The organism is Streptomyces sp. NPDC059850 (genome assembly GCF_042731515.1).
Taxonomy (GTDB): Bacteria; Actinomycetota; Actinomycetes; order Streptomycetales; family Streptomycetaceae; genus Streptomyces.
This window is the reverse complement of record NZ_JBHWJI010000004.1, coordinates 1-19,069: the sequence shown is the minus strand read 5'-3', so window position 1 is coordinate 19,069 and position 19,069 is coordinate 1. Positions and strand designations below refer to the sequence as shown.

The 19,069-nt window shown below is 69.6% G+C and carries 20 protein-coding genes and 4 pseudogenes; 12 read left to right on the top strand and 12 right to left on the bottom strand.

Features of this window, described 5'->3' with window-relative positions; all coding sequences use genetic code 11:
- The first annotated feature begins 107 nt into the window (after positions 1-107).
- Positions 108-1,403, top strand: a complete 1,296-nt coding sequence (locus tag ACFV9T_RS04380) for a hypothetical protein (RefSeq protein WP_385436573.1) — start codon at positions 108-110, stop codon at positions 1,401-1,403.
- Between the two features lie 708 nt (positions 1,404-2,111).
- On the opposite strand, the gene ACFV9T_RS04375 is transcribed toward ACFV9T_RS04380, so the two are convergent.
- From ACFV9T_RS04375 to ACFV9T_RS04335, 9 genes and pseudogenes are all read right to left on the bottom strand, one after another.
- Positions 2,112-2,846 carry a hypothetical protein gene (locus ACFV9T_RS04375; RefSeq protein ID WP_385436572.1) on the bottom strand — a complete coding sequence of 245 codons (735 nt, stop codon included), beginning with the start codon at positions 2,844-2,846 and terminating at the stop codon, positions 2,112-2,114.
- A 646-nt stretch (positions 2,847-3,492) separates the two neighbouring features.
- Positions 3,493-3,797, bottom strand: a pseudogene (locus ACFV9T_RS04370) (zinc-binding dehydrogenase); the annotation flags it as partial.
- Positions 3,798-4,157: 360 nt separating this feature from the next.
- Positions 4,158-4,712, bottom strand: coding sequence for a GNAT family N-acetyltransferase (locus ACFV9T_RS04365; protein ID WP_385436571.1), 555 nt, complete (start codon positions 4,710-4,712; stop codon positions 4,158-4,160).
- A gap of 120 nt (positions 4,713-4,832) precedes the next feature.
- A pseudogene (locus tag ACFV9T_RS04360) lies at positions 4,833-5,510 on the bottom strand (SpoIIE family protein phosphatase); the annotation flags it as partial.
- A 140-nt stretch (positions 5,511-5,650) separates the two neighbouring features.
- Positions 5,651-5,833: pseudogene (locus ACFV9T_RS04355) on the bottom strand (GNAT family N-acetyltransferase); the annotation flags it as partial.
- A gap of 85 nt (positions 5,834-5,918) precedes the next feature.
- Entirely contained in the window at positions 5,919-6,608 is a 690-nt protein-coding gene (locus ACFV9T_RS04350) for a phosphatase PAP2 family protein (RefSeq protein ID WP_385436570.1), read from the bottom strand.
- An 83-nt stretch (positions 6,609-6,691) separates the two neighbouring features.
- The gene (locus tag ACFV9T_RS04345) at positions 6,692-7,627 is read right to left on the bottom strand and encodes a M56 family metallopeptidase (RefSeq protein ID WP_385436569.1); all 936 of its coding nucleotides are present in this window, start codon (positions 7,625-7,627) and stop codon (positions 6,692-6,694) included.
- 107 nt (positions 7,628-7,734) lie between these two features.
- A complete protein-coding gene (locus tag ACFV9T_RS04340) occupies positions 7,735-8,271 on the bottom strand; it encodes a DUF5134 domain-containing protein (RefSeq protein ID WP_385436568.1) in 537 nt (178 codons plus the stop codon).
- A gap of 120 nt (positions 8,272-8,391) precedes the next feature.
- Positions 8,392-8,970 (bottom strand): helix-turn-helix domain-containing protein, encoded by a 579-nt coding sequence (locus ACFV9T_RS04335; protein ID WP_385436567.1) that lies wholly within the window; start codon positions 8,968-8,970, stop codon positions 8,392-8,394.
- Positions 8,971-9,036: 66 nt separating this feature from the next.
- On the opposite strand from ACFV9T_RS04335, the gene ACFV9T_RS04330 reads away from it, so the two are divergent.
- Positions 9,037-9,774: an AzlC family ABC transporter permease gene (locus tag ACFV9T_RS04330; protein ID WP_385436566.1), complete on the top strand. Its 738-nt coding sequence runs from the start codon at positions 9,037-9,039 to the stop codon at positions 9,772-9,774.
- A complete protein-coding gene (locus ACFV9T_RS04325) occupies positions 9,759-10,082 on the top strand; it encodes an AzlD domain-containing protein (protein ID WP_385436565.1) in 324 nt (107 codons plus the stop codon). Before ACFV9T_RS04330 ends, ACFV9T_RS04325 begins: the two co-directional genes overlap by 16 nt.
- Positions 10,083-10,090: 8 nt before the next feature.
- On the opposite strand, the gene ACFV9T_RS04320 is transcribed toward ACFV9T_RS04325, so the two are convergent.
- Complete coding sequence (locus ACFV9T_RS04320; protein ID WP_385436564.1) at positions 10,091-10,483, bottom strand: VOC family protein; 393 nt, start codon at positions 10,481-10,483, stop codon at positions 10,091-10,093.
- A 314-nt stretch (positions 10,484-10,797) separates the two neighbouring features.
- On the opposite strand from ACFV9T_RS04320, the gene ACFV9T_RS04315 reads away from it, so the two are divergent.
- Positions 10,798-11,355, top strand: coding sequence for a GNAT family N-acetyltransferase (locus ACFV9T_RS04315; RefSeq protein ID WP_385436804.1), 558 nt, complete (start codon positions 10,798-10,800; stop codon positions 11,353-11,355).
- On the opposite strand, the gene ACFV9T_RS04310 is transcribed toward ACFV9T_RS04315, so the two are convergent.
- Positions 11,343-12,026, bottom strand: coding sequence for a glycerophosphodiester phosphodiesterase (locus ACFV9T_RS04310; protein WP_385436563.1), 684 nt, complete (start codon positions 12,024-12,026; stop codon positions 11,343-11,345). The genes ACFV9T_RS04315 and ACFV9T_RS04310 overlap by 13 nt on opposite strands.
- 264 nt (positions 12,027-12,290) lie before the next feature.
- Here ACFV9T_RS04310 and ACFV9T_RS04305 point away from each other — a divergent pair, with 264 nt between their 5' ends.
- The 3 genes from ACFV9T_RS04305 to ACFV9T_RS04295 are packed head-to-tail and all read left to right on the top strand — an operon-like array spanning position 12,291 to position 15,579.
- Complete coding sequence (locus ACFV9T_RS04305; RefSeq protein ID WP_385436562.1) at positions 12,291-13,691, top strand: DUF6421 family protein; 1,401 nt, start codon at positions 12,291-12,293, stop codon at positions 13,689-13,691.
- A gap of 44 nt (positions 13,692-13,735) precedes the next feature.
- Positions 13,736-14,521 (top strand): SDR family NAD(P)-dependent oxidoreductase, encoded by a 786-nt coding sequence (locus ACFV9T_RS04300; protein WP_385436561.1) that lies wholly within the window; start codon positions 13,736-13,738, stop codon positions 14,519-14,521.
- Complete coding sequence (locus ACFV9T_RS04295; protein WP_385436560.1) at positions 14,518-15,579, top strand: threonine aldolase family protein; 1,062 nt, start codon at positions 14,518-14,520, stop codon at positions 15,577-15,579. The genes ACFV9T_RS04300 and ACFV9T_RS04295 overlap by 4 nt, the downstream gene beginning before the upstream one ends.
- Before the next feature lie 56 nt (positions 15,580-15,635).
- Here ACFV9T_RS04295 and ACFV9T_RS04290 read toward each other — a convergent pair whose 3' ends face one another.
- Complete coding sequence (locus tag ACFV9T_RS04290) at positions 15,636-16,367, bottom strand: lysophospholipid acyltransferase family protein (RefSeq protein ID WP_385436559.1); 732 nt, start codon at positions 16,365-16,367, stop codon at positions 15,636-15,638.
- Positions 16,368-16,557: 190 nt separating this feature from the next.
- Here ACFV9T_RS04290 and ACFV9T_RS04285 point away from each other — a divergent pair, with 190 nt between their 5' ends.
- The 5 genes and pseudogenes from ACFV9T_RS04285 to ACFV9T_RS04265 form a co-directional block, all read left to right on the top strand.
- Positions 16,558-16,929, top strand: coding sequence for a TlpA family protein disulfide reductase (locus ACFV9T_RS04285; RefSeq protein ID WP_385436558.1), 372 nt, complete (start codon positions 16,558-16,560; stop codon positions 16,927-16,929).
- Positions 16,930-16,966: 37 nt separating this feature from the next.
- Complete coding sequence (locus ACFV9T_RS04280; protein WP_385436557.1) at positions 16,967-17,107, top strand: putative leader peptide; 141 nt, start codon at positions 16,967-16,969, stop codon at positions 17,105-17,107.
- Between the two features lie 56 nt (positions 17,108-17,163).
- A complete protein-coding gene (locus ACFV9T_RS04275; RefSeq protein ID WP_385436556.1) occupies positions 17,164-17,670 on the top strand; it encodes a flavin reductase family protein in 507 nt (168 codons plus the stop codon).
- 199 nt (positions 17,671-17,869) lie between these two features.
- Positions 17,870-18,655 (top strand): electron transfer flavoprotein subunit beta/FixA family protein, encoded by a 786-nt coding sequence (locus ACFV9T_RS04270; protein ID WP_385436555.1) that lies wholly within the window; start codon positions 17,870-17,872, stop codon positions 18,653-18,655.
- A gap of 82 nt (positions 18,656-18,737) precedes the next feature.
- Positions 18,738-19,069, top strand: a pseudogene (locus tag ACFV9T_RS04265) (electron transfer flavoprotein subunit alpha/FixB family protein); the annotation flags it as partial.

Genomic DNA, 19,069 nt, shown 5'->3' with positions numbered 1-19,069 from the left:
CAGCTCGGAATGCGGGAAGATCAGAGGCCGGCTCCGGTTGAACCCCTTTCTGCTGTACTTGGCGGGATTCGGGCAGTTGGGCCGCTCTCGTGGGGAAGCATTCGCGCATGGACCTTGGAGTGATAGCCGCACTGGTGGGCGTGCCCACAAGCATCGCCGCCGCCGCGATTGCCTACCCCGTGGGACGCGGTGTCGCCCGTCGTCAGGCCGAGGATCAGCACGTCCAGTGGCTGCGAACCCAGCGCCAGGGGGCCTCCATCCGCCTCACCGACGCGGCCGCCTCCTTCATCGAATCGGCCTCACATGCCTGGGAAGCGGTGGCACGTCCCGAATACGCGCACACCCGTCGGCGCGACATCGAGTCCCGCAAGCGCCTCGATCCGGCCTTGTATGAGCCGCTGAAGACCGCGCTGCGCGAGATGCACAACGCCTTGGCCGCCGTCGCGTTGCACGGCCCGGAGGAGGTGACGGCGGCCGGCCAGAACCTTTACGACGCGGCGATGGACATGACCGGTGAGGTACTGCATCTGGACGCCGAGTGCGTCCAGCGCTCGGTATTCGGCAGCGCTCTTCAGTCTGATGGCTGGACCGAACAGCGCATCCAGACCGCTTTGGACGACCTGGACACTGCCTATGCTCGCCTGGCCGCACCGATCGGTTTACCGGAGTTCAGCGCCCACGCGGAAGCGACCTTGAGCACGAGTGCCGTTCTCACCCACCTCATCCGTTTCGCCACAGTCCTTGAGGATCCGCCCGCAGCATCGGCAGCCCTCAACGACCTGCGCCGGGCTAGCACGGAGCACCCGGAGCTCAGACCGTTCATCGAGCCGTTTCTCGCGTACTCGCCCGTGATCGAGCTGATGGCAATGGTCCGGGCTGAGGAAGAAGGCCAACACATCGACACCGCCCAGGAGCTGGCGACCATCTCCGCGGCGGTACCGGCGGTGCTGGGTGTCTTGGCCAGCCTGCGAGACCTTCTGCAAGATCCTCTGCCCGCCGGTGTAGATCCCGACCAGTTGCCCCAAGAGCTCAGCGGCCTCCTGGGATTCCTCACGGCAATGACGCCTGAATGGGACAAGCCGTTCCAGGTCATGCAAGAGATACAGCAGCACCTGGCTCTGGGGGACGAACTGGCCGCCTCGCCTCCCGATCCCGCGATCGCGTTTTTCACCGGGGCCGCCTGGACAACCCAGCTCACGGCCCTGAGCACCAGAGCCAGGGAAGAGCTCCCTGAGCTCCATACGCTGATACCGCAGGTGGAAACCCTCTTGGATCCACTCTTTGAGGACTTCATCCGACAAGCCAACGCCAATGTCGACACCGCCGGGGAGAAACTCATCCAGGCCCGGATCGCGTTCCTCGACGCAGCACGCGACGCGATCGGCGCAGACGCGGCCAGCTGAGCCAGCGGGCGGCACCCCGCTGCATGAGGCCGTTGCGCGCGCACGCGTAGGACGGTCTTTGGAGGCGTTGGGTCTAACGGGTCTACAGCGGGGCGAGGCGGGTGGCGCGGTCCACGGCGCGCAGCAGTTCGGGCTCCCATCCGGCGCGCGGGGTGAACGACGCCCAGCGGGTACGCCAGTGCCTTGACCAACTGGCGCAGTAGACCAGGGAGACGGACAGCCGAGCCGGGATTCACCACAACCCGCGGGAGGACGCATCTCGCGGATCAATAGCCACTGACCGCCGCGAATCCCGCACGGTATGAACAAGGCCCGGCTTCATGAGAGGAATCTGTTGGTCAATCTCGGAGCAACAAGGGCAGCAAGACCGTGAACGATCCTGACGGGAGCTGAGCTGCCGCCCGGCGGAGTAGCGGGTGGCCGCGGTCGGATGCCCTGGCCCGGCTGAGACCAGTTTCTGAGGCTAGTGGAGCAGAAGTACGGTCCGGTCGTCGGCCAGGGCGCGGATGGGTTCGTACACGACCTCCTCACCGCGAGGGTCGACAGCGGACGTGGGCTCGTCGCAGATGAGCACGGAGGCGTCGTCTCGTGAGGAGGCACGGGCGGCAGCGATGCGTTGCCATGGCCCTCCGGACAGGTAGGTCCCTGCCGCCCCACTGTTGGTTACAGGTCTGACCCGCACATAGGCAGCCGGGCGCATCCCCCTGCTCAGCCACCACTTCGAGATGCGCTCTGGCCTTCACGAGGCGCTCGGTAAATGGCGAAAGTGGCGTACTTGCTTTCGCTATTCTCGCGTGCGGCTTCGGCGAAAATTGCAGCCATCCACCCAATAGGCTCCGCAGACCAGTCAGTTAGGGCGCACATGCCGACCACTTCCTGTGTGCATCGTCCTTCGCGGTGCGGCACCTGGTCGGGATAAAATTCCACAACCCTTTGTCGCAGTTCCGACAACCATGGATTGATGTCGGCCCTGTCTGGAGGGTTGGACATGGTGAGGCGATAAGTCGCGGACACTTTCTCGGCACCGCAGGGATTTTCATACCACTGTGCTGTTGCCAGTAGTGATGCGATGGCCCCCTCACGGGGCGAATTTCTCCCGCCGGGCCTGCGCATGGCATGCAAAGGCAGTGTGATGTCTGCGCCGTCAAGGCGCATCCCTCCCAGTCGATGAGTTGCATCGACTGCGCATGCCACGAAGGGAATTACTGGAAGAGGATCGTGTGACGGCAGTGGAGAAGAGAGAGAAACCTCGTAGGAAGCGATAATTCCTTCTCCTGGTGAATCTTCCGCTTCGCTAGTGTTCCACAGGCCGCCTTCAGCGGTTGCTAGCCACCCCATGGCGGTGGCCCGAGTGGAGAAGGCGCCGTATGGCTCCCAATCGGGGTCTCTATCACCTGTGTGACGACCGTGCAGATCGATCCTCAGGATGTTGTTCGTGGGCACAGTTCCACATTACCGTCTGCAGGGAATTTTGGTTGAGTAGCCATAGCCCTTCTTGGGCGTGTCGGGCATGCCAATAAGATCAACATCGACTCTTCCGCGCCATGCCGTTCTACGGTGGCTGTGGCACGTGAGGCGCACGTTCGTGCTCTTGCTGCGCCCAGACTTCAGGGTGCGCTGCCTCGATGCGCCGCGGTTCTTCCACTTGTTCTGTAATTTCACTTGAAGTTGCAATGTGGCGACAGCCTTAACCCCCCTTGGGCAATTGACGTTCACCCACCACCCATGGCCGGATACGGCATTCTCTCGTTCCTTATAGTGGACCTTGTCGGCTGCTTGATAGAACTTGCAGTGGCGGCTCTGAGTCATAGGCGCCGAAGGCTCCGGAGAGGTGTTCGCGGCTGCAGGCATCGTTCCGATAACCAAGACCGCCGAAGCTGCGGTGGCCATGAGGGTCAATCCTCGTGAAAGGTGAAGCACCATGGTCTCCGTTCACCCTCGGCCGCGATCGCGCCGGCAACCCAAACCCACGAACGCGACAGGAGTATCCCAGCGAAGCGTCGCGGTTAGGTATCACTCACTTGAGTGAAAACCTGAGTTGAAGCCGCGGCGCGTGGGACTCCTGATCGAGGATTTGGCCCAGGGATCAGGCCATCAGCAGTTGGGCCGGGTTGATTTCCAGCGGGGTGGGGTCCACGCCGATGACCACCAGCTCGCCATGAGGGGCGAGCCCGTCCACGGTCGCGGTGATGGCGTCGGAGTTGGATGCGGTGGCCAGGACGGCTTTGGCGCCGCCGAGGGATCGCAGCGCGTCCGCGACGGTGGTGTCGGCCGTGCTGTCGATGTAGTGGTGCGCGCCGAGCTGCTTGGCGAGGTCGCCTTGGTGGCTCCGCGGGCGATGGCCACGGTCTCGAAGCCCATCGCGGCCGCGTACCGCACCCCTAGGTGGCCCACATGGCAGGGCCGAGCCGCGGCACCTCCCGCTCGACGATCTCGAACGCGCCACCGGCGGCAGCGACCTGCGCCACTCGATAGCTACTCACCTTGGTCAGCGCGTTCTGCAGCACTACCGCCGCCAGGGCGACGTCCTTGGCCCGCAGATCGCCTTGCAGACCGCCATGGCCCAGTGTCAGGTGATCGCCGACCTCATCACCAGCTCACCTGAAGCCCTCCGCCCACGGGTGCTGACCGTGTATGCCGAGCTCAGGGACCGCTCCCCGCGGATCACCCAGCGCATCGCCGACCTCTCCGTACGAGCCCCACGCCCTGGCAGCGCAGCCGGGCTGTCCGCAAGCTCAACGACCTTCTGACCCACTACGGCTTGACCGGCAGCTCCAGTACGAACAAGTCGTAGGCCGAGTAGTAGTCGCCCTCGTTTCCGGGAATCCGGCCGACCCGCTGCCACCCCCAGGCGCTGTACACCTTCTGCGCCGGAGCATCCGGTCCCGTCGCCAGCGTCGCCCGCTCCTCGCTCCGGGCGCCGAGCACTGCGTCATGCAGCGTCCGGCCTACCCCCTGGCTCTGCCACGCGCGCCGCACCTCGATCTCCGACAGCACCCACGTCCGCGATCCCGTCTCCTTCAGGACCTCCACCGACGGCTCCGGCTGAACTCCTCCCCACCAGTGCGTATCCCCAGCTGGCAGGGTGTAGCCGAAGACGAACCCGACAAGCTGGCCCTCATCCCGCGCGGCCACCAGGGTGAAGCCGGGCCGCGTGAACTGCTTCTCCGCCCGGTGCCGGAACGCGGTCGTCTTCTCCTCGCCCGGCTCCGTCCCGTACGCGTCCGCGTACGTGTCACACAACTCCTCCAACAGCGTCGTGGCGTCCTCACCGTCGTGGTGCGTAAGGGAGATGGCGTTCATCGTCATGCCGGTAAGGCTAATTCGACTGCCCAGTGGGAACAGGCTCTCTTTCACAAGGCGATTCAAACTTCGGGATGGCTGGTCTAGTAGGTGGTAGCTGGCCTGCCACGCTTGCAGCACGGTCCGTCAGAGGGGCACACACCTCTCGCCGCGTAGGCCCTGCTCGGTCCAGATGACCTTGCCGTCGGAGGTGTAGCGGGTGCCCCACCGGTCGGCGAACTGCGAGACCAGGAACAGCCCGCGGCCGCCCTCGTCCGTCGCTGCCGCGTACCGCAGACGCGGTGAGGTGCTGCTCGTGTCGTAGACCTCGCAGATCAGGCTGCGGTCGCACAGCAGTCGTACCCGGATCGGGCCGGTGGCGTAGCGGATCGCGTTGGTGATCAGCTCGGTTCTGTATGCCAGGTCGCCCAGTCCCCATTCCGTAAGCCGCTGGACAACCGCCGCCCGTATCTTGGCGACCTGGGCGGGGTCGGAAGGCACCTTCCACTCGGCGATCCGGTCCGGCTCCAGTGCCCTCGTACGGGCGACGATCAGCTCGATGTCGTCGCTGGGGCGCTCGGGCAGCAGCGCGTCCAGCACCGCCGTACACGCCTCCTCCGGGGTTCGGTTGGGGTGGGACAGGGCGTCGCGCAGCGTTCCCAGGCCCGTTTCGATGTCCCGGTCGCGCTTCTCGATCAGCCCGTCCGTGTACAGCACCAGTTGGCTGCCCTCGGGCAGCTCCAGCTCGGCCGTCTCGAACGGCAGCCCGCCCAGGCCCAGCGGCGGGCCCACGGGCAGGTCCGGAAATTCGACTGTGCCGTCCGGGTGTCGACGGTCATGGAATTCCCCACCTCAAGTGGGTTCGGCGTCAGTTAGTTCCCCACCTCGCAGTCACGTCTCCCCATGGGGACAGCGGTCGCGCTGGGCGACGTATCGGCTCCCGCTGTCAGCCGCCTGCTGGCGACTCAGGGACAAGACATGCTCATGTAGAGGGCTTGTTCGCCTGACGAGGGTGTGCTGGCGTAGAGCGTCGTGTCCAGTCCGCAGAAGGCGAATCCCATGCGCCGGTAGGCGTGGATCGCCGGGGCGTTGATGTTGGTGACTTCCAGCCAGATGTGCCCTGCACCGCGCTCACGGGCGAACTCGTGGAGGCCAGCAGTTCGCGAACCGGCCGCGCGGTGACGTCGGCGCGGCCGCCGCAGACGGTCGCCGCGGGCCGCGGATCGAGATTGCTCATGGACGAACTTTCCCATCGGAGGGAGATTTCCGCTCGCCCCTGTGGATAACTGTGGACGGGTACATGGCGACCGCCCAGGCGACCAGCGCCGCGCCCAGCAGCCAGCCGCCGAGGATGTCGGTGGGCCAGTGGACGCCCAGGTACGTGCGGGTGAATCCGACGCCGAGCACGGAGACGGCGGCCACGGCGGTGGCCAGGCGCTGCCAGAGGGCGGGGGCGCCGTGCAGCCTCAGCATCCACAGCAGCAGTCCGAAGGTGACGGTCGCGGTGAGGGCGTGGCCGGAGGGGAAGGCGGCGTAGTGGGCCGAGTCCACCGGGTTCGCCCAGTGTGGGCGGGGGCGGTCCAAGAGCGCCTTGATGCCCTGCTGGAGGGCGGTACCGGCGGCGGCCGTGACGGCGACCCACAGGGCGGGCGTCCGCTCCCGGTGGAGCAGCAGCCACAGGACGATCACGGCTGTCAGGGCGCGCATCGTCCAGGGGTCCCAGATCCAGTCCGTCAGCACTCTGTTGGTCTGGGTCCAGCCGGGGTGGTCGAGCGCGGAGCGGTGCAGCGGGACGATGAGGTCCCGGTCCGTGCCCATCAGCGGCCCCCAGCGGGCGGCGACGAGCGCGAGCAGCACGGCGAACAGGATGCTGAGCACCGCTGCCACGCGGAGGGGGCGGGGGTGGGGGGTCTGCGGCTGCATGGTGTCGATGATCGCCGACGCCGGGCGTACGGGGCCAACACGCAGGTGGGCCGTACGCCGGCGGTGGGCCGTACCCCGGAGGCTCAGCCCAGCACCCGCAGCGCCGGGACCAGGGTCACCAGCAGGGGGACGACGGGGACCAGCGCGGCCGCGGCGGTGAGTTGCAGTCGGCGTACGGGGGTGAAGCGCGCCGCGGGGGCCAGGAGCCGGTCCACCCGCTGCGGGACCTGTGCGAGTCCGCTGGGGCAGGGGCCGAACACCCCCCGGTCCTCGTTCAGTTCGACGAGGGCCAGCGCGGTCGTCGTCCGCCCGAACCGCCGTGACGCGGAGTCGTCGGCGGCCAGCTCGACCAGCCGGTGGACCTCGTCCCGGAAGGCCGCGAACACCGGGACCTGCGGAAAGCCCCCGGCGAGCGCGCCGGAGCAGTGCAGCAGCCAGTGGTGGCGGGCCCGCGCGTGGCCCTGCTCATGGGCGATCACGGCGTCCAGCCGACGCCCCTTGAGGCGGCGCAGGGCCGCCGTCGTGATGACGAGCTGGGGCGTGGTGCCCGGCAGCCACCAGGCGTCCGGCTTGTCGCCCTCCAGGACGACGAGCCGCTCCCCGGCGGGCTCCTCACCAGGCAAGACGGGGGAGCGGACGAGGAGTTCGGCGCGGTGCTGCCTGCGCCAGGCGCGGGCCCGGCCGATCTCGCGGCTGAGCATCACGGCGGACCATACGGCGCCGAAGGCCAAGGCGAGGGCGACGGGCGCCGCCCAGGGGCCGTACGCGGACAGCGCGTACGCCTCCACGACACCGCTCGGCGCGGGGGCGAAGACGTTCCCCCGGACGGCCTCCGAGGCCGCCGCCGCGGTGAGCGCCATGGTGAAGGCGCAGCACAGCAGCACTCCGACGACGACGCATTGCCATACCCACAGTGCGAGTACGGGTTCGCGGTCGACCCAGGTGGAACGGGACATCAGGCGCGGCGCCATTGCCGCCACCAGTGCGCCGAGGCCCATCAGCGCGAGCGGGACCATCATGGCCGTCAGCCTATGGTCGTGGCGGTCGGCCCGGGTATGTCCGCGCGGGCGAAGTGACGCACGCCACGGTTTGTGGGCCTCATCACCCGGCGTGCGTCTCGGCAGGATCAGAGCGTCAGCAGCATCGCGATCGTCCCTATCGCCATCGTGAGGCGGCAGGCGTGCCGCAGTTCGGGCGGCGGGCCGATGGCCGTCACCGTGCCGTCCGTCATCGGCAGCAGCCGCAGACCGGAGCGGACGGCGTAGACCGCGAAGTAGGCGAGCAGTACTCCCGTGAGCAGAGGTATGCCGCCTGCCGTCATGGAGGCGTCATGGCTGTGGCCGCCCGTGGGGCGCGCCATCATCGCGAGCGCCATGTACGCCATGGCCAACGCCCCTATGGCGTGGTGCGGATGGTGATGCCCCACCGCCCGTACGGCCGCCACGCCGAACACCGCCGCGAAGACGGGCGGGCCCCACGGCCGCGGGTCCAGGGTGGCGGACGGCACGGCCATCGCCGCCATTCCCCACCCCATGAGCGCCTCGGCGCGCGCACCCCGGCGGCTCGGTCCGGGCGGCTCGCCGCGCACGCGCAGCAGGCAGTACGTGCCGGTGGCGGCGCTCAGCGCGACCAGCAGCCAGCCGATCAGCGGAGGTCCGTGCACGGTACACCTCCCAGTCCGGAGCGCCTCGGACGTACGTATGCAGGGAGGTTGCCCGCGCGCGGACCGGGCTACGGGAGCGCACTGGCGCAGCGGGGGAGCGCGCGGACGCGTCAGTTGTGCTCAGTTGTGCTCGGAGATGAGCACCGCCCGCGTCGACGGTTCGAGCGCCTCGAAGATGTGCGGCAGGTCGCCCGGATAGGCGACATAGTCACCGGGGCGCAGTTCCACCGGTTCGACGGCGAGGCCGACCCGGGCCCGGCCCGTGGCCAGCAGGACGTGCTCCACCACGCCGGGCATATGCGGATCGGAGGCGCGCACCGCGCCCGGTTCGGCGCTGAGGCGGTAGATGTCCCGGCGCGCCCCGGGCGGGCTGGCGGACAGCAGGGCGGCCTTGTATTCGGCCTGCGCGGAGGCGAGCGACGCGCCCTCGTCCGCCCGGATCACCTGGACGCGAGGGCGCGGTGGGTCGAGGAGCTGCGAGGGTGGCACGTCCAGGGTGACGCACAGCGCCCACAGCGTCTCCAGGCTCGGGTTTCCGCTGCCGGACTCCAGCTGGGACAGCGTGGACTTCGCGATTCCGGCGCGCCGGGCCACCTCGGTGAGCGACAGCCCGGCCCGGCCGCGTTCGCGTCGCAGTACAGCTGCGATCGAGTCCATCGGGACCTTGGCCGAAGCCGCCGCCGGTACTTCCTGTGCCATCCGTTCGCTCCATGCGTCTTCTGTTCGGTTTGACGAACGCCGCCTGTGGTGTTCATTATAAGCGTCATGCATTCGATATGGAGAACGCTCGATCGTGTGCTGCTGCGGGACATCGCGCTGGTCTGCCTGGCCATCGGCGTCACCAGCCTGTCGTACGGGGCGATCGCCGTGGCGTCGGGGTTTCCGCTGTGGGTTCCGGCGGGACTGAGCGTGCTGGTGCTCGCCGGGGCGTCGGAGTTCCTGTTCGTCGGGCTGATCGCCGCAGGCGGCAGCCCCCTCGCGGCGGTGCTGGCCGGGCTGGTGGTCAACGCACGTCATCTGCCGTTCGGACTGGCCCTGCCCGATGTCCTCGGACACGGCCGGCGGCGTCTCCTCGGCAGCCATCTGATGAACGACGAGAGCGTCGTCTTCGCCCTCGCCCAGGACGGCATCGCGCGGCAGCGCGCCGCCTACTGGGCCTGTGGCCTGGGCGTTCTCCTGTGCTGGCCGCTGGGCGCGGTGACCGGCGGGCTGATCGGCACGGCCATCGACGACACCGATCTGTTCGGGCTCGACGCGATGTTCCCGGCCATCCTGCTGGCCCTGGTCCTGCCCGCGCTGCGCGACCGCGACAAGCGCCTGGCGGTCCCGGCGGGTGTCGTCATCGCCCTGGCCACCACGCCGTTCCTGCCCGCCGGAGTGCCCGTCCTGCTCGCCCTGGCCGGGGTGGCGCTGGCCGCCGTACCGAAGAAGGCGAACGAGACGAACGACCCCGAGAACGAGACGAACGACCCCAAGGAGGAGCGCCCGTGCCCGGCTCCCTGACCCTGGCCGCCGCGATCCTCGCGCTCGCGGCCGGTACGTTCGCCCTCCGGCTCGCCGGGCCGCTGCTGCGCAGCCGGATCACGCTGCCGCCCCGGGCGGAGAAGCTGATGGAGACCGCCGCCATCGTGCTGCTGGCGGCGGTCGTGGCGACGACGGCGCTCACCGAGGGCCACGGGCCCGCCGGGTTCGCCCGCCCCGCCGGGGTCGCGGTCGCCGGAGTGCTCGCCTGGCGCAAGGCGCCGTTCCTGGTGGTCGTCCTGGCCGCGGCCGCCACCGCCGCCGGGCTGCGCCTGCTCGGCGTGGCTTAAGGCCCGGCTTAAAGGCCCGGTCGGTAGCGCAAGGGGTGGTCCTCGGGGATCTCCACGACCGCGATGCGCACGCCGTCGGGGTCGGCGATCCACATCTCGACCAGCCCCCACGGCTCCTTCTTCGGCGGCCGCAGGATCTCCACGTCCTTGGCCGCCAGCTCCTCGTGGGCCGCCTCCGCGTCCGCGACCTGGAGCCACAGCTGGAGCCCCGGCGCGGGCGGGGTCTCGGAGCGGCCGGAGACCTCCAGGAAGCCGCCGCCCAGGAAGTAGACCGTGCCGCGCTCGGGGCCGGTCCCGAACTCACGGTAGATCGCCAGTCCCAGCGCCTCGCCGTAGAAGGTCCGGGAGCGCTCGGGGTCCGTCGGCCGCAGCAGCGTGCGGCCGCTCAGTACGTGCACCATGTGCGTGACCCTACGCACCCCGCGCCGGGCGGGGCGGCGCTAGGGGGTGTCTTTCGGATCAGGCCGGATCAGCAAGCGGCGTCAGGGGGCACCTCCCCGCGGTAGCTGGGGGAGGCGCGGAGTGCGACGAGCGCGGGGCCGCGAGGTGCCGCCCGCCACGGCAGCGGCTGATGTCACAGCGGCGTCGGGAGCCCGGCATGATCCGGAAGCCATCCCCTAAGGTCCTTTCGACGGATCTCCGGCCGCTAGGACGCACAGCCATGAACGCCCCCAGCACCCACGCGATGAAGACCCCTGCCATGAAGGCCTCCGCCGTGGACACCTCCGCGCTCACCTTCCGCGGGGCCACCGAGGCCGACGTCGGGCCGCTGGTCGGGCTGATCGAGTCGGCGTACCGCGGGGACGCCAGCCGGGCCGGTTGGACGACGGAGGCGGACATCCTGGGCGGGCAGCGCACCGACCCCGAGGGCGTGGCGGCCGTCGTACGGGGCGCGGACAGCCGGATGACGGTCGTCGAGCGGGACGGCGAGCTGATCGCCTGCTGCCAGCTGGAGCGCCGCGGCGGGCACGCCTACTTCGGCATGTTCGCGGTCCGCCCCGGCCTGCAGGGCGGCGGCCTCGGGAAGGCGGTCCTCGCCGAGGCCGAGCGGTTCGCGGCCGCCGAGTGGGCCGCCCGTGAGATGCATATGACCGTGATCACCGCCCGCGAGGAGTTGATCGCCTGGTACGAGCGGCGCGGCTACGCCCGTACGGGACGGACGACCCCGTTCCCGTACGGCGATGAGCGCTTCGGCCTGCCGCGCCGCCCGGACCTCGCGTTCGAGCTGCTGGTCAAGCCGCTGGTCTGGTCCCTAGAACCTCACGCCGTGTAGCGCACCGCCCGGCGGATCTCCGGGAAGTCGGTGGTGCCGCCGTCGAGGCCGAGGCCGCGGGCCAGCTTCAGATGGTCCGGGGTGTTGACCGTCCAGCCGATGACCTTGAGGTCGGCGGCGTGGGCGCGCTCCACCAGCTCCAGGGTCAGCCGGCGGATGTTGAGCACCAGCGTCCGGGCGCCGACGGCGTGCGCCCGGTCGATGGCGTCGAGTCCGTAGCGGCTGGCCACCAGGGCGGTGCGGGCGCTGGGCAGCAGGGTGCGGATCTCGGCGAGGGCCTCGTCGTGGAAGGAGATCACGTCGACCCGGCCGAGCAGATCGCGGCTGGTCAGCACCTCGGCCAGGGCCCGGGCGGCGGCCACGTCCTTGATCTCGGCCTGGATCGGCGCCTGCACCGCGTCCACGACCTCCTCGAAGACCGGGATCCGCTCACCGTCCCCGGCGTCGAGTTCGCGCAGCTCGGCGAGGGTGAAGTCGCTGATGGGGCCCTTGCCGTCGGTGGTGCGGTCGACGTGGGCGTCGTGCATGACGACCAGTGCGCCGTCCTTGCTGAGGTGCAGGTCCAGTTCGATGACGTCCAGGCCCTCGTGCTCGGCCCGGACGAATGAGCGCAGGGTGTTCTCCGGCTCGACGCCCATCACTCCGCGGTGTCCGATGGTGAGAAAGGTCAACGTGATCTCGCTCTTCTGTCGGGCTTTGTGTCGGTTTTCGGTTGTGTGTGGAGTCACGGGCTGTCCGGACCGGCGCTCAGCCTAACGGCCGACTCCGGCAGGGCCGCTCAAGCACGGCCGTGGCATGGTCCGGGGCGGATGGGGCAGGAAAAACAGCGGCGGGACGGAGGTGACGCAGGACGATTTCCGTTGCCCGCCCTTGAGTGGCGAGGTCATCCACGGATACGGTGTCTACACGGAAGGTTCTCCGGTGAAGGAGTCGTCATGACGGAAATTCTTTCGTCCGCCATAGCGGACGGTGGCATTCTGCCTGCGGAGCGTGTGATCGAACACCAGGCCTGGCCATCCCTCAAAGGTGCTGTAGAAACGATTCGCCCCTGGCAGTCCAAGGACGGTTCCATCGACTTCGACGCCGAGGGGGCACCACCGGCCCACCGCGCCCGCGACACCCTCGAAAGGGTGATCGCGGCCATCGAGGAGCTGGCCCCGCTGCTCCCGCACGACGCCGCGTACCACCGCGCGCTCGTCGCCGATCTGCGCCGCTGGGCCGACGACGGCTTCGGCGTCCCCGACTTCCTCGACTCGCTGCTCGCCTTCCAGCCCGCCAAGACGCGCGCCGACGGCCTCCAGCACCTCGTCGTCTTCCCCATGTACACGCAGAACGGCAACCCGAACCGCAATCTGGAGGCGGTCGTCCTGCGCATGGTCTGGCCCGACTGGCTGGCCGAGCTGGAGCGCACCCGCTTCGACAACCCGCTCTACCTCGGTCTCGCCTTCGAGGACTTCACCTCCGGCTACGACACCAACTCGGCGGTGCTCTTCCCGGAGACCATCGCCGTGCGCGAGGCCCCCGAGCGCTTCACCTGGGGCGGCATCTTCTGCGACCGCGAGGCCGCCCGCTTCCGCCGGGTCAGCGAGGCCGCCGTCCGGGCGCTGGGCATCGAACTCCCCGACGACATCCGGGACATGCTCGCCGACCAGCGGCGCTGCCAGGAGGCGTTCGCCCTGTGGGACATGGTCCACGACCGCACCCACAGCCATGGCGACCTGCCGTTCGACCCCTTCATGATCAAGCAGCGCCAGCCGTTCTGGATGTACGGCCTGGAGGAGCTGCGCTGCGACCTCACCGCCTTCAAGGAGGCCGTGAAGCTCGACGCGGAGGGGCTGGCCCAGGCCCGGGACGTCCAGTACGCCGTGATCTTCGACCGGATGTTCCGGTTCCCCGTCACCGGTGAGCGGGTCCGCAACTACGACGGACTCGGCGGCCAGTTGCTGTTCGCCTATCTCCACCAGCACGACGTCGTACGCTGGACGGACAACACCCTGCACATCGACTGGTCGTGCGCCGCGCAGGTCACCAACCAGCTGTGCGGTGAGATCGAGAAGCTGTACCGGGACGGCATCGACCGGCCCAAGCTCGTCCACTGGTTCAAGGCGTACGAGCTGGTGTCGACGTATCTCGCCCCGCACCCCGGCTCCGTCTGGGCCAAGGGCCCCGACGCGCTGGACCTGACCCAGCCGCCGCGCAAGCTCGTGGACGACGTGCTCCCCGACGAGTTTCCGCTGAGCATGTTCTACGAGGCGCTCGCCAAGAAGCTGCGGGACGTGGTCGCCTCGACCAAGGGCATCACGGCGGGCGACGACGACATACGAGCGGCCGCGTGAGCCGTAACACGGCGAACCGTCCCACAGCAGAGGAGACAGCGAGCATGACCACACCGACGTCGAGCCCGAGCCCGAACGAGCCGGGCGGCAGGACGCCGCTGGACGGCGCCGTGGTGGCGGTGGCCGGTGCGGCGGGCCCGGCGGGCCGCGCCACGCTGCTCCGCCTCGCCGAGGCCGGTGCCACCGTCGTCGCCTCCGACTCCGACCCCGCGCGGCTGGCCGAGGCCGTCGACGCGGCGCGCTACGCCCACGGCGGCGCCCGCGTCACGGGGGAGACGGTCGACCTGCTCGACCTGAACGCCACCCGCGCCTGGGCCGACCGGACCGAGAAGGAGTTCGGCCGCGTCGACGGCCTGGTCCACCTCGTCGGCGGCTGGCGCGGCAGCAAGACCTTCGCCGACGCCCCCCTCGCCGACTGGGACACCCTGCACAATCTGCTGATCCGCACCGCCCAGCACACCTCGCTCGCCTTCCACGACGCCCTGCGGCGCACCGGCAACGGCCGCTACGTGATGATCAGCGCGGCGGGTGCGTCCCAGCCCACCGCCGGAAACGCCGCGTACGCCGCCGCCAAGGCCGCCGCCGAGGCGTGGACGCTCGCGCTCGGCGACTCCTTCCGCAAGCTGGGGGGCGAGGGCGGCCCGGCGGCCGCGGCTGTCATCCTGGTGGTCAAGGCGCTGGTGCACGACGCCATGCGCGCGGAGCGCCCCAACGCGAAGTTCGCGGGCTTCACCGACGTCACGGAGCTGGCCGAGGCCATCACCGGAGTCTGGGAGCGGCCCGCCCGGGAAGTGAACGGAACCCGCCAGTGGCTGACCCCCAAGCCGTGAGCACCGACGCGCGCCGTCATCACGACCCCGAGGTACGCGGCTTCGCCAGCGACAACTACGCGGGCGGCCACCCGGAGATCCTCGCCGCGCTCGCCCTCGCCAACGGCGGCCATCAGGTGGCCTACGGCGAGGACGACTACACCGCGCATCTGCAGCACGTCATGCGCAGCCACTTCGGCCCCTACGCGCAGGCGTTCCCGGTCTTCAACGGCACCGGCGCCAACGTCGTCGCGCTCCAGGCGCTCACCGACCGCTGGGGCGCGGTCATCTGCGCCGACACCGCGCACATCAACGTCGACGAGTGCGGTGCGCCCGAGCGGGTCGGCGGGCTGAAGCTGCTCACCGTGCCCACCGAGGACGGCAAGCTCACCCCCGAGCTGATCGACCGCGAGGCGTACGGCTGGGACGACGAGCACCGGGCGATGCCGCAGGTCGTCTCGATCGCGCAGAACACCGAGCTGGGCACCCTCTACACGGTGGACGAGATCCGCGCGATCTGCGAGCACGCCCATGAGCGCGGCATGAAGGTCCACCTCGACGGGGCCCGGATAGCCAACGCGGCCGCGGCGCTGGATGTGCCGATGCGCTCGTTCACCAATGTGCCGGGCGTGGACGTGCTGTCCTTCGGCGGTACGAAGAACGGCATGCTCTTCGGCGAGGCCGTGGTCGTCCTCGACCCGGACGCGGTGCGCGCCATGAAGCATCTGCGCAAGCTGTCCATGCAGCTGGCGTCCAAGATGCGGTTCGTCTCCGTCCAGCTGGAGGCGCTGCTCGCCCGCGATCTGTGGCTGCGCAACGCGCGCCACGCCAACGCGATGGCCCAGCGGCTCGCCGAGGGGGTGCGCGCGGTCGACGGTGTCACGATCCTGCACCCCGTCCAGGCCAACGCGGTCTTCGCCCGGCTGCCGCACGACGTGAGCGAACGCCTCCAGAAGCGGTTCCGCTTCTACTTCTGGGACGAGGCGGCGGGCGACGTGCGCTGGATGTGCTCGTTCGATACCCGGGAAGAGGACGTCGACGGCTTCGTGGCGGCCCTTCAGGAGGAGATGAAGCGCTAGCGGTTTCCCTGCCCGGTGGCCGTTCCCTCCGGGGGACGGCCGCCGGGCACCGGCTATTACCGCCCGCGGTCCAGGGCGATGGCCTCCGCCGGGGTGGGGGCCGTACCGCCCAGGTGGGCCGGGACCCACCAGGTGTCGTCCGGGTCCTTCGGCCGCACCGGATACGCCCGCTGCGCCGCCTCCAGCAGCTCCTGCACCCGCCCCCGCACCCGGTCGGTGAGTGTGTCGGACGGCTCCGTCGGGTCGGCCTCCATCGGCTCGCCGACCCGCATCGTGATCGGGAAGTGGTTGCGGCCCAGCGAGCGCTTCTGGCCCTTGGTCCACAGCCGCTGCGTCCCCCACAGGGCCATCGGCAGCACGGGGACGCCCGCCTCCTGGGCCAGCCGGGCCGCGCCCGACTTGAAGTTCTTGAGGGTGAACGAGCGCGAGATCGTCGCCTCCGGGAAGACGCCGATGATCTCGCCGGAGCGCAGGGCCTTGAGGGCGTGCTTGTAGGCGTCCATGCCCGCCGCCCGGTCCACCGGGATGTGCTTCATGGCCCGCATCAGCGGCCCGGACACCTTGTGCCGGAAGACCGCCTCCTTCGCCATGAACCGCACCAGCCGCTTCGCCGGGCGTGCGGTGAGCCCGGCGAACACGAAGTCGAGATAGCCGATGTGGTTGCTCACCAGAACCGCGCCACCCCGCTCAGGGACATTCTCGATGCCCTTCATGTCGATACGCAGGTCCAGCGCCTTGAACATGGTGCGGGCCGCGCCGATCACCGGCGGGTAGACGAGCTCTGCCATAGAGGGACCCTTCATCGTTTTCCCTGGGAGGGCTCTCCCGGCGGAAGTTACGCAGCCGTAGGTTTCCCGGCTTCTGGCAGATGGTGCCCTATGTCATCTCTCTGTGCTAGCGCGGGCCCCCGCCAGTCCGCGAGATCCTCATCACGTCAGGCTCTGGGGAATCCCCTAAAGGCCCGTATCGCTGCACCCTATGACGGCGTCGAATCCGGAGGACAGCGTGCGACACGTGCAGGGGCAGAGCGAGGCAGACGGGGGCGAACGGCTCGGGGCCGCCCAGCTCGGAGCGGAACTGGGTGCCCGGGCCACCTTCGTCCAGTTCTCCAGCGCCTTCTGCCAGCCCTGCCGGGCCACCCGGCGGGTCCTGGCCGAGGTGGCCGACATGGTCGATGGCGTGGCTCATCTCGAAATCGACGCCGAGGCGCATCTGGACCTCGTACGGATGCTGGACATCGTGCGGACGCCCACCGTGCTGGTGCTCGACGCGCGGGGCCGGATCGTGCGCCGCGCGGCCGGACAGCCGCGGACGGCGGACGTCATCGCGGCGCTCGGCGAGGCGGTCTGATCCGGTGTGAGATCCCGGTGGATGCCCTAGTCGCGGAATGCCCTCCACCGGTCCGTACTTGACGGTGCGCTGCGGGAATCGTCAGGGTGACGTCATGCGGCCTGGACTTCTTCTTCTCTACGGACGCGTACACGTGGATCTCGTGCGGACCGCGAGTGCGCGGTGTCCGGGCGGGTGAGCGACGACGACAGCACGGCTCCCCCCGCTCGTATCCCACCGCAGAAGGACAGGTTCATGACTGCCTCGCCCGACCTCGGCACGCCCCGGCTCAGCGCCCCCGAACTCTTCCGTTCCGTCTTCCGCAGGCACGCCGCCGGTGTCGCGGTGGTCACCGCGCACGGGGATCACCCCGTCGGCTTCACCGCGACGTCCCTCGCGTCCGTCGCCGCCGAGCCGCCGCTGCTGTCGTTCGGCGTCGGCAAGAACTCCTCCAGCTGGCCGGTGATCGCCGAGGCCGAGCACGTCGGTGTGCACGTCCTGGGCGAGCACCAGCGGGAGCTGGCCGCGACGTTCGCGCGCAGCGGAGCGGACCGCTTCGGCCCGGACACCGGCTGGCACACCGGACCCGAGGGGGTGCCGGTGCTGGACGGGGTGCTGGCGTGGCTGGTGTGCCGGGTGGTGGCCCGGATACCCGCCGGGGACCACCGCGTGGTGATCGGCGAGGTCGTCGCGGGCGACCCGGCGGGAGCGGGCCGTCCGCTCCTGTACCACCAGGGGCGCTTCAACGCGCTGCGCGACTGAGCCGCCGCTGATCGTCCGTTGGCAAGGTCACAGTTCAACCGGGTTGCGTACGGGTAACACCCTGGGTGTACTGGCGAGTAATATTTCGTTCGGTGCATGGGCCGTCCCCGGCCGCCAACCGACCGGGAAGAGCCCCCGAGGGCGCCTATGCTGCCAGCACAAGGCAGCCCGGAAGAGACGATGCAGTAGGAGAGCCGGCGTGAGCTTGAGGATCGTTGTCTGTGTGAAGTACGTGCCCGACGCCACCGGCGACCGGCACTTCGCCGAGGACCTGACGCTCGACCGTGACGATGTGGACGGCCTGCTCTCGGAGCTGGACGAGTACGCGGTCGAGCAGGCCCTCCAGATCGCGGACGAGGCGGACGACGCGGAGATCACGGTCCTGACCGTGGGCCCCGAGGACGCCAAGGACGCGCTGCGCAAGGCGCTGTCGATGGGTGCCGACAAGGCCGTGCACGTCGAGGACGACGATCTGCACGGCACCGATGCGCTGGGCACCTCGCTGGTGCTGGCCAAGGCGGTCGAGAAGACCGGCTATGACCTGGTCGTCTGCGGCATGGCCTCCACGGACGGCACGATGGGCGTGCTGCCGGCGATCCTCGCCGAGCGCCTGGGCGTCCCGCAGGTCACGCTGCTGTCGGAGGTCTCGGTCGAGGACGGCACCGTCAAGGGCCGCCGCGACGGCGACACCGCGACCGAGCACCTGGAGGCGTCGCTTCCGGCGGTCGTGTCGGTGACCGACCAGTCCGGTGAGGCCCGCTACCCGTCCTTCAAGGGCATCATGGCGGCCAAGAAGAAGCCGGTGACCTCCTGGGACCTGTCCGACCTCGACATCGAGGCCGAGGAGGTCGGCCTGGAGGGTGCCTGGACGAAGGTCGACGGCGCCGAGGAGCGCCCGGCCCGCACGGCGGGCACGATCGTCAAGGACGAGGGTGAGGGCGGCAAGCAGCTCGCCGCCTTTCTCGCGGAGCGGAAGTTCGTCTAAAAGAGCTTCCTGGCCGGTCAGAAGTTCATCTGAGCCGCGCCGCCCCCTAGTCACCCCGCACTCGCAGGAGAGAAGAAGTCCCATGGCTGAAGTCCTCGTCTATGTCGACCACGTGGACGGCGCCGTCCGCAAGCCCACCCTGGAGCTGCTGACGCTGGCCCGCCGCGTCGGCGAGCCCGTCGCCGTCGCCCTGGGCGCCGGTGCCGCGGACACCGCCGCCACCGTCGCCGAGTACGGCGCGGTGCGGGTGCTGACCGCCGATGCCCCGGAGTTCGCCGACTACCTCGTCGTACCGAAGGTGGACGCGCTCCAGGCCGCGTACCAGGCCGTGAGTCCGGCCGCCGTGCTGCTCCCGTCCTCCGCGGAGGGCAAGGAGATCGCGGCCCGCCTCGCGGTCCGTATCGGCTCGGGCAT

What these genes read in the sequence shown, in the direction of transcription:
- ACFV9T_RS04290 (WP_385436559.1), bottom strand. Translation starts at nt 16,367, where the DNA reads ATGGCAGAGCTCGTCTACCCGCCGGTGATCGGCGCGGCCCGCACCATG.
- ACFV9T_RS04330 (WP_385436566.1), top strand. Translation starts at nt 9,037, where the DNA reads ATGCATTCGATATGGAGAACGCTCGATCGTGTGCTGCTGCGGGACATC.
- ACFV9T_RS04350 (WP_385436570.1), bottom strand. Translation starts at nt 6,608, where the DNA reads ATGCAGCCGCAGACCCCCCACCCCCGCCCCCTCCGCGTGGCAGCGGTG.
- ACFV9T_RS04380 (WP_385436573.1), top strand. Translation starts at nt 108, where the DNA reads ATGGACCTTGGAGTGATAGCCGCACTGGTGGGCGTGCCCACAAGCATC.
- ACFV9T_RS04300 (WP_385436561.1), top strand. Translation starts at nt 13,736, where the DNA reads ATGACCACACCGACGTCGAGCCCGAGCCCGAACGAGCCGGGCGGCAGG.
- ACFV9T_RS04365 (WP_385436571.1), bottom strand. Translation starts at nt 4,712, where the DNA reads ATGACGATGAACGCCATCTCCCTTACGCACCACGACGGTGAGGACGCC.
- ACFV9T_RS04285 (WP_385436558.1), top strand. Translation starts at nt 16,558, where the DNA reads ATGACGGCGTCGAATCCGGAGGACAGCGTGCGACACGTGCAGGGGCAG.
- ACFV9T_RS04275 (WP_385436556.1), top strand. Translation starts at nt 17,164, where the DNA reads ATGACTGCCTCGCCCGACCTCGGCACGCCCCGGCTCAGCGCCCCCGAA.
- ACFV9T_RS04320 (WP_385436564.1), bottom strand. Translation starts at nt 10,483, where the DNA reads ATGGTGCACGTACTGAGCGGCCGCACGCTGCTGCGGCCGACGGACCCC.
- ACFV9T_RS04335 (WP_385436567.1), bottom strand. Translation starts at nt 8,970, where the DNA reads ATGGCACAGGAAGTACCGGCGGCGGCTTCGGCCAAGGTCCCGATGGAC.
- ACFV9T_RS04280 (WP_385436557.1), top strand. Translation starts at nt 16,967, where the DNA reads ATGCCCTCCACCGGTCCGTACTTGACGGTGCGCTGCGGGAATCGTCAG.
- ACFV9T_RS04305 (WP_385436562.1), top strand. Translation starts at nt 12,291, where the DNA reads ATGACGGAAATTCTTTCGTCCGCCATAGCGGACGGTGGCATTCTGCCT.
- ACFV9T_RS04345 (WP_385436569.1), bottom strand. Translation starts at nt 7,627, where the DNA reads ATGATGGTCCCGCTCGCGCTGATGGGCCTCGGCGCACTGGTGGCGGCA.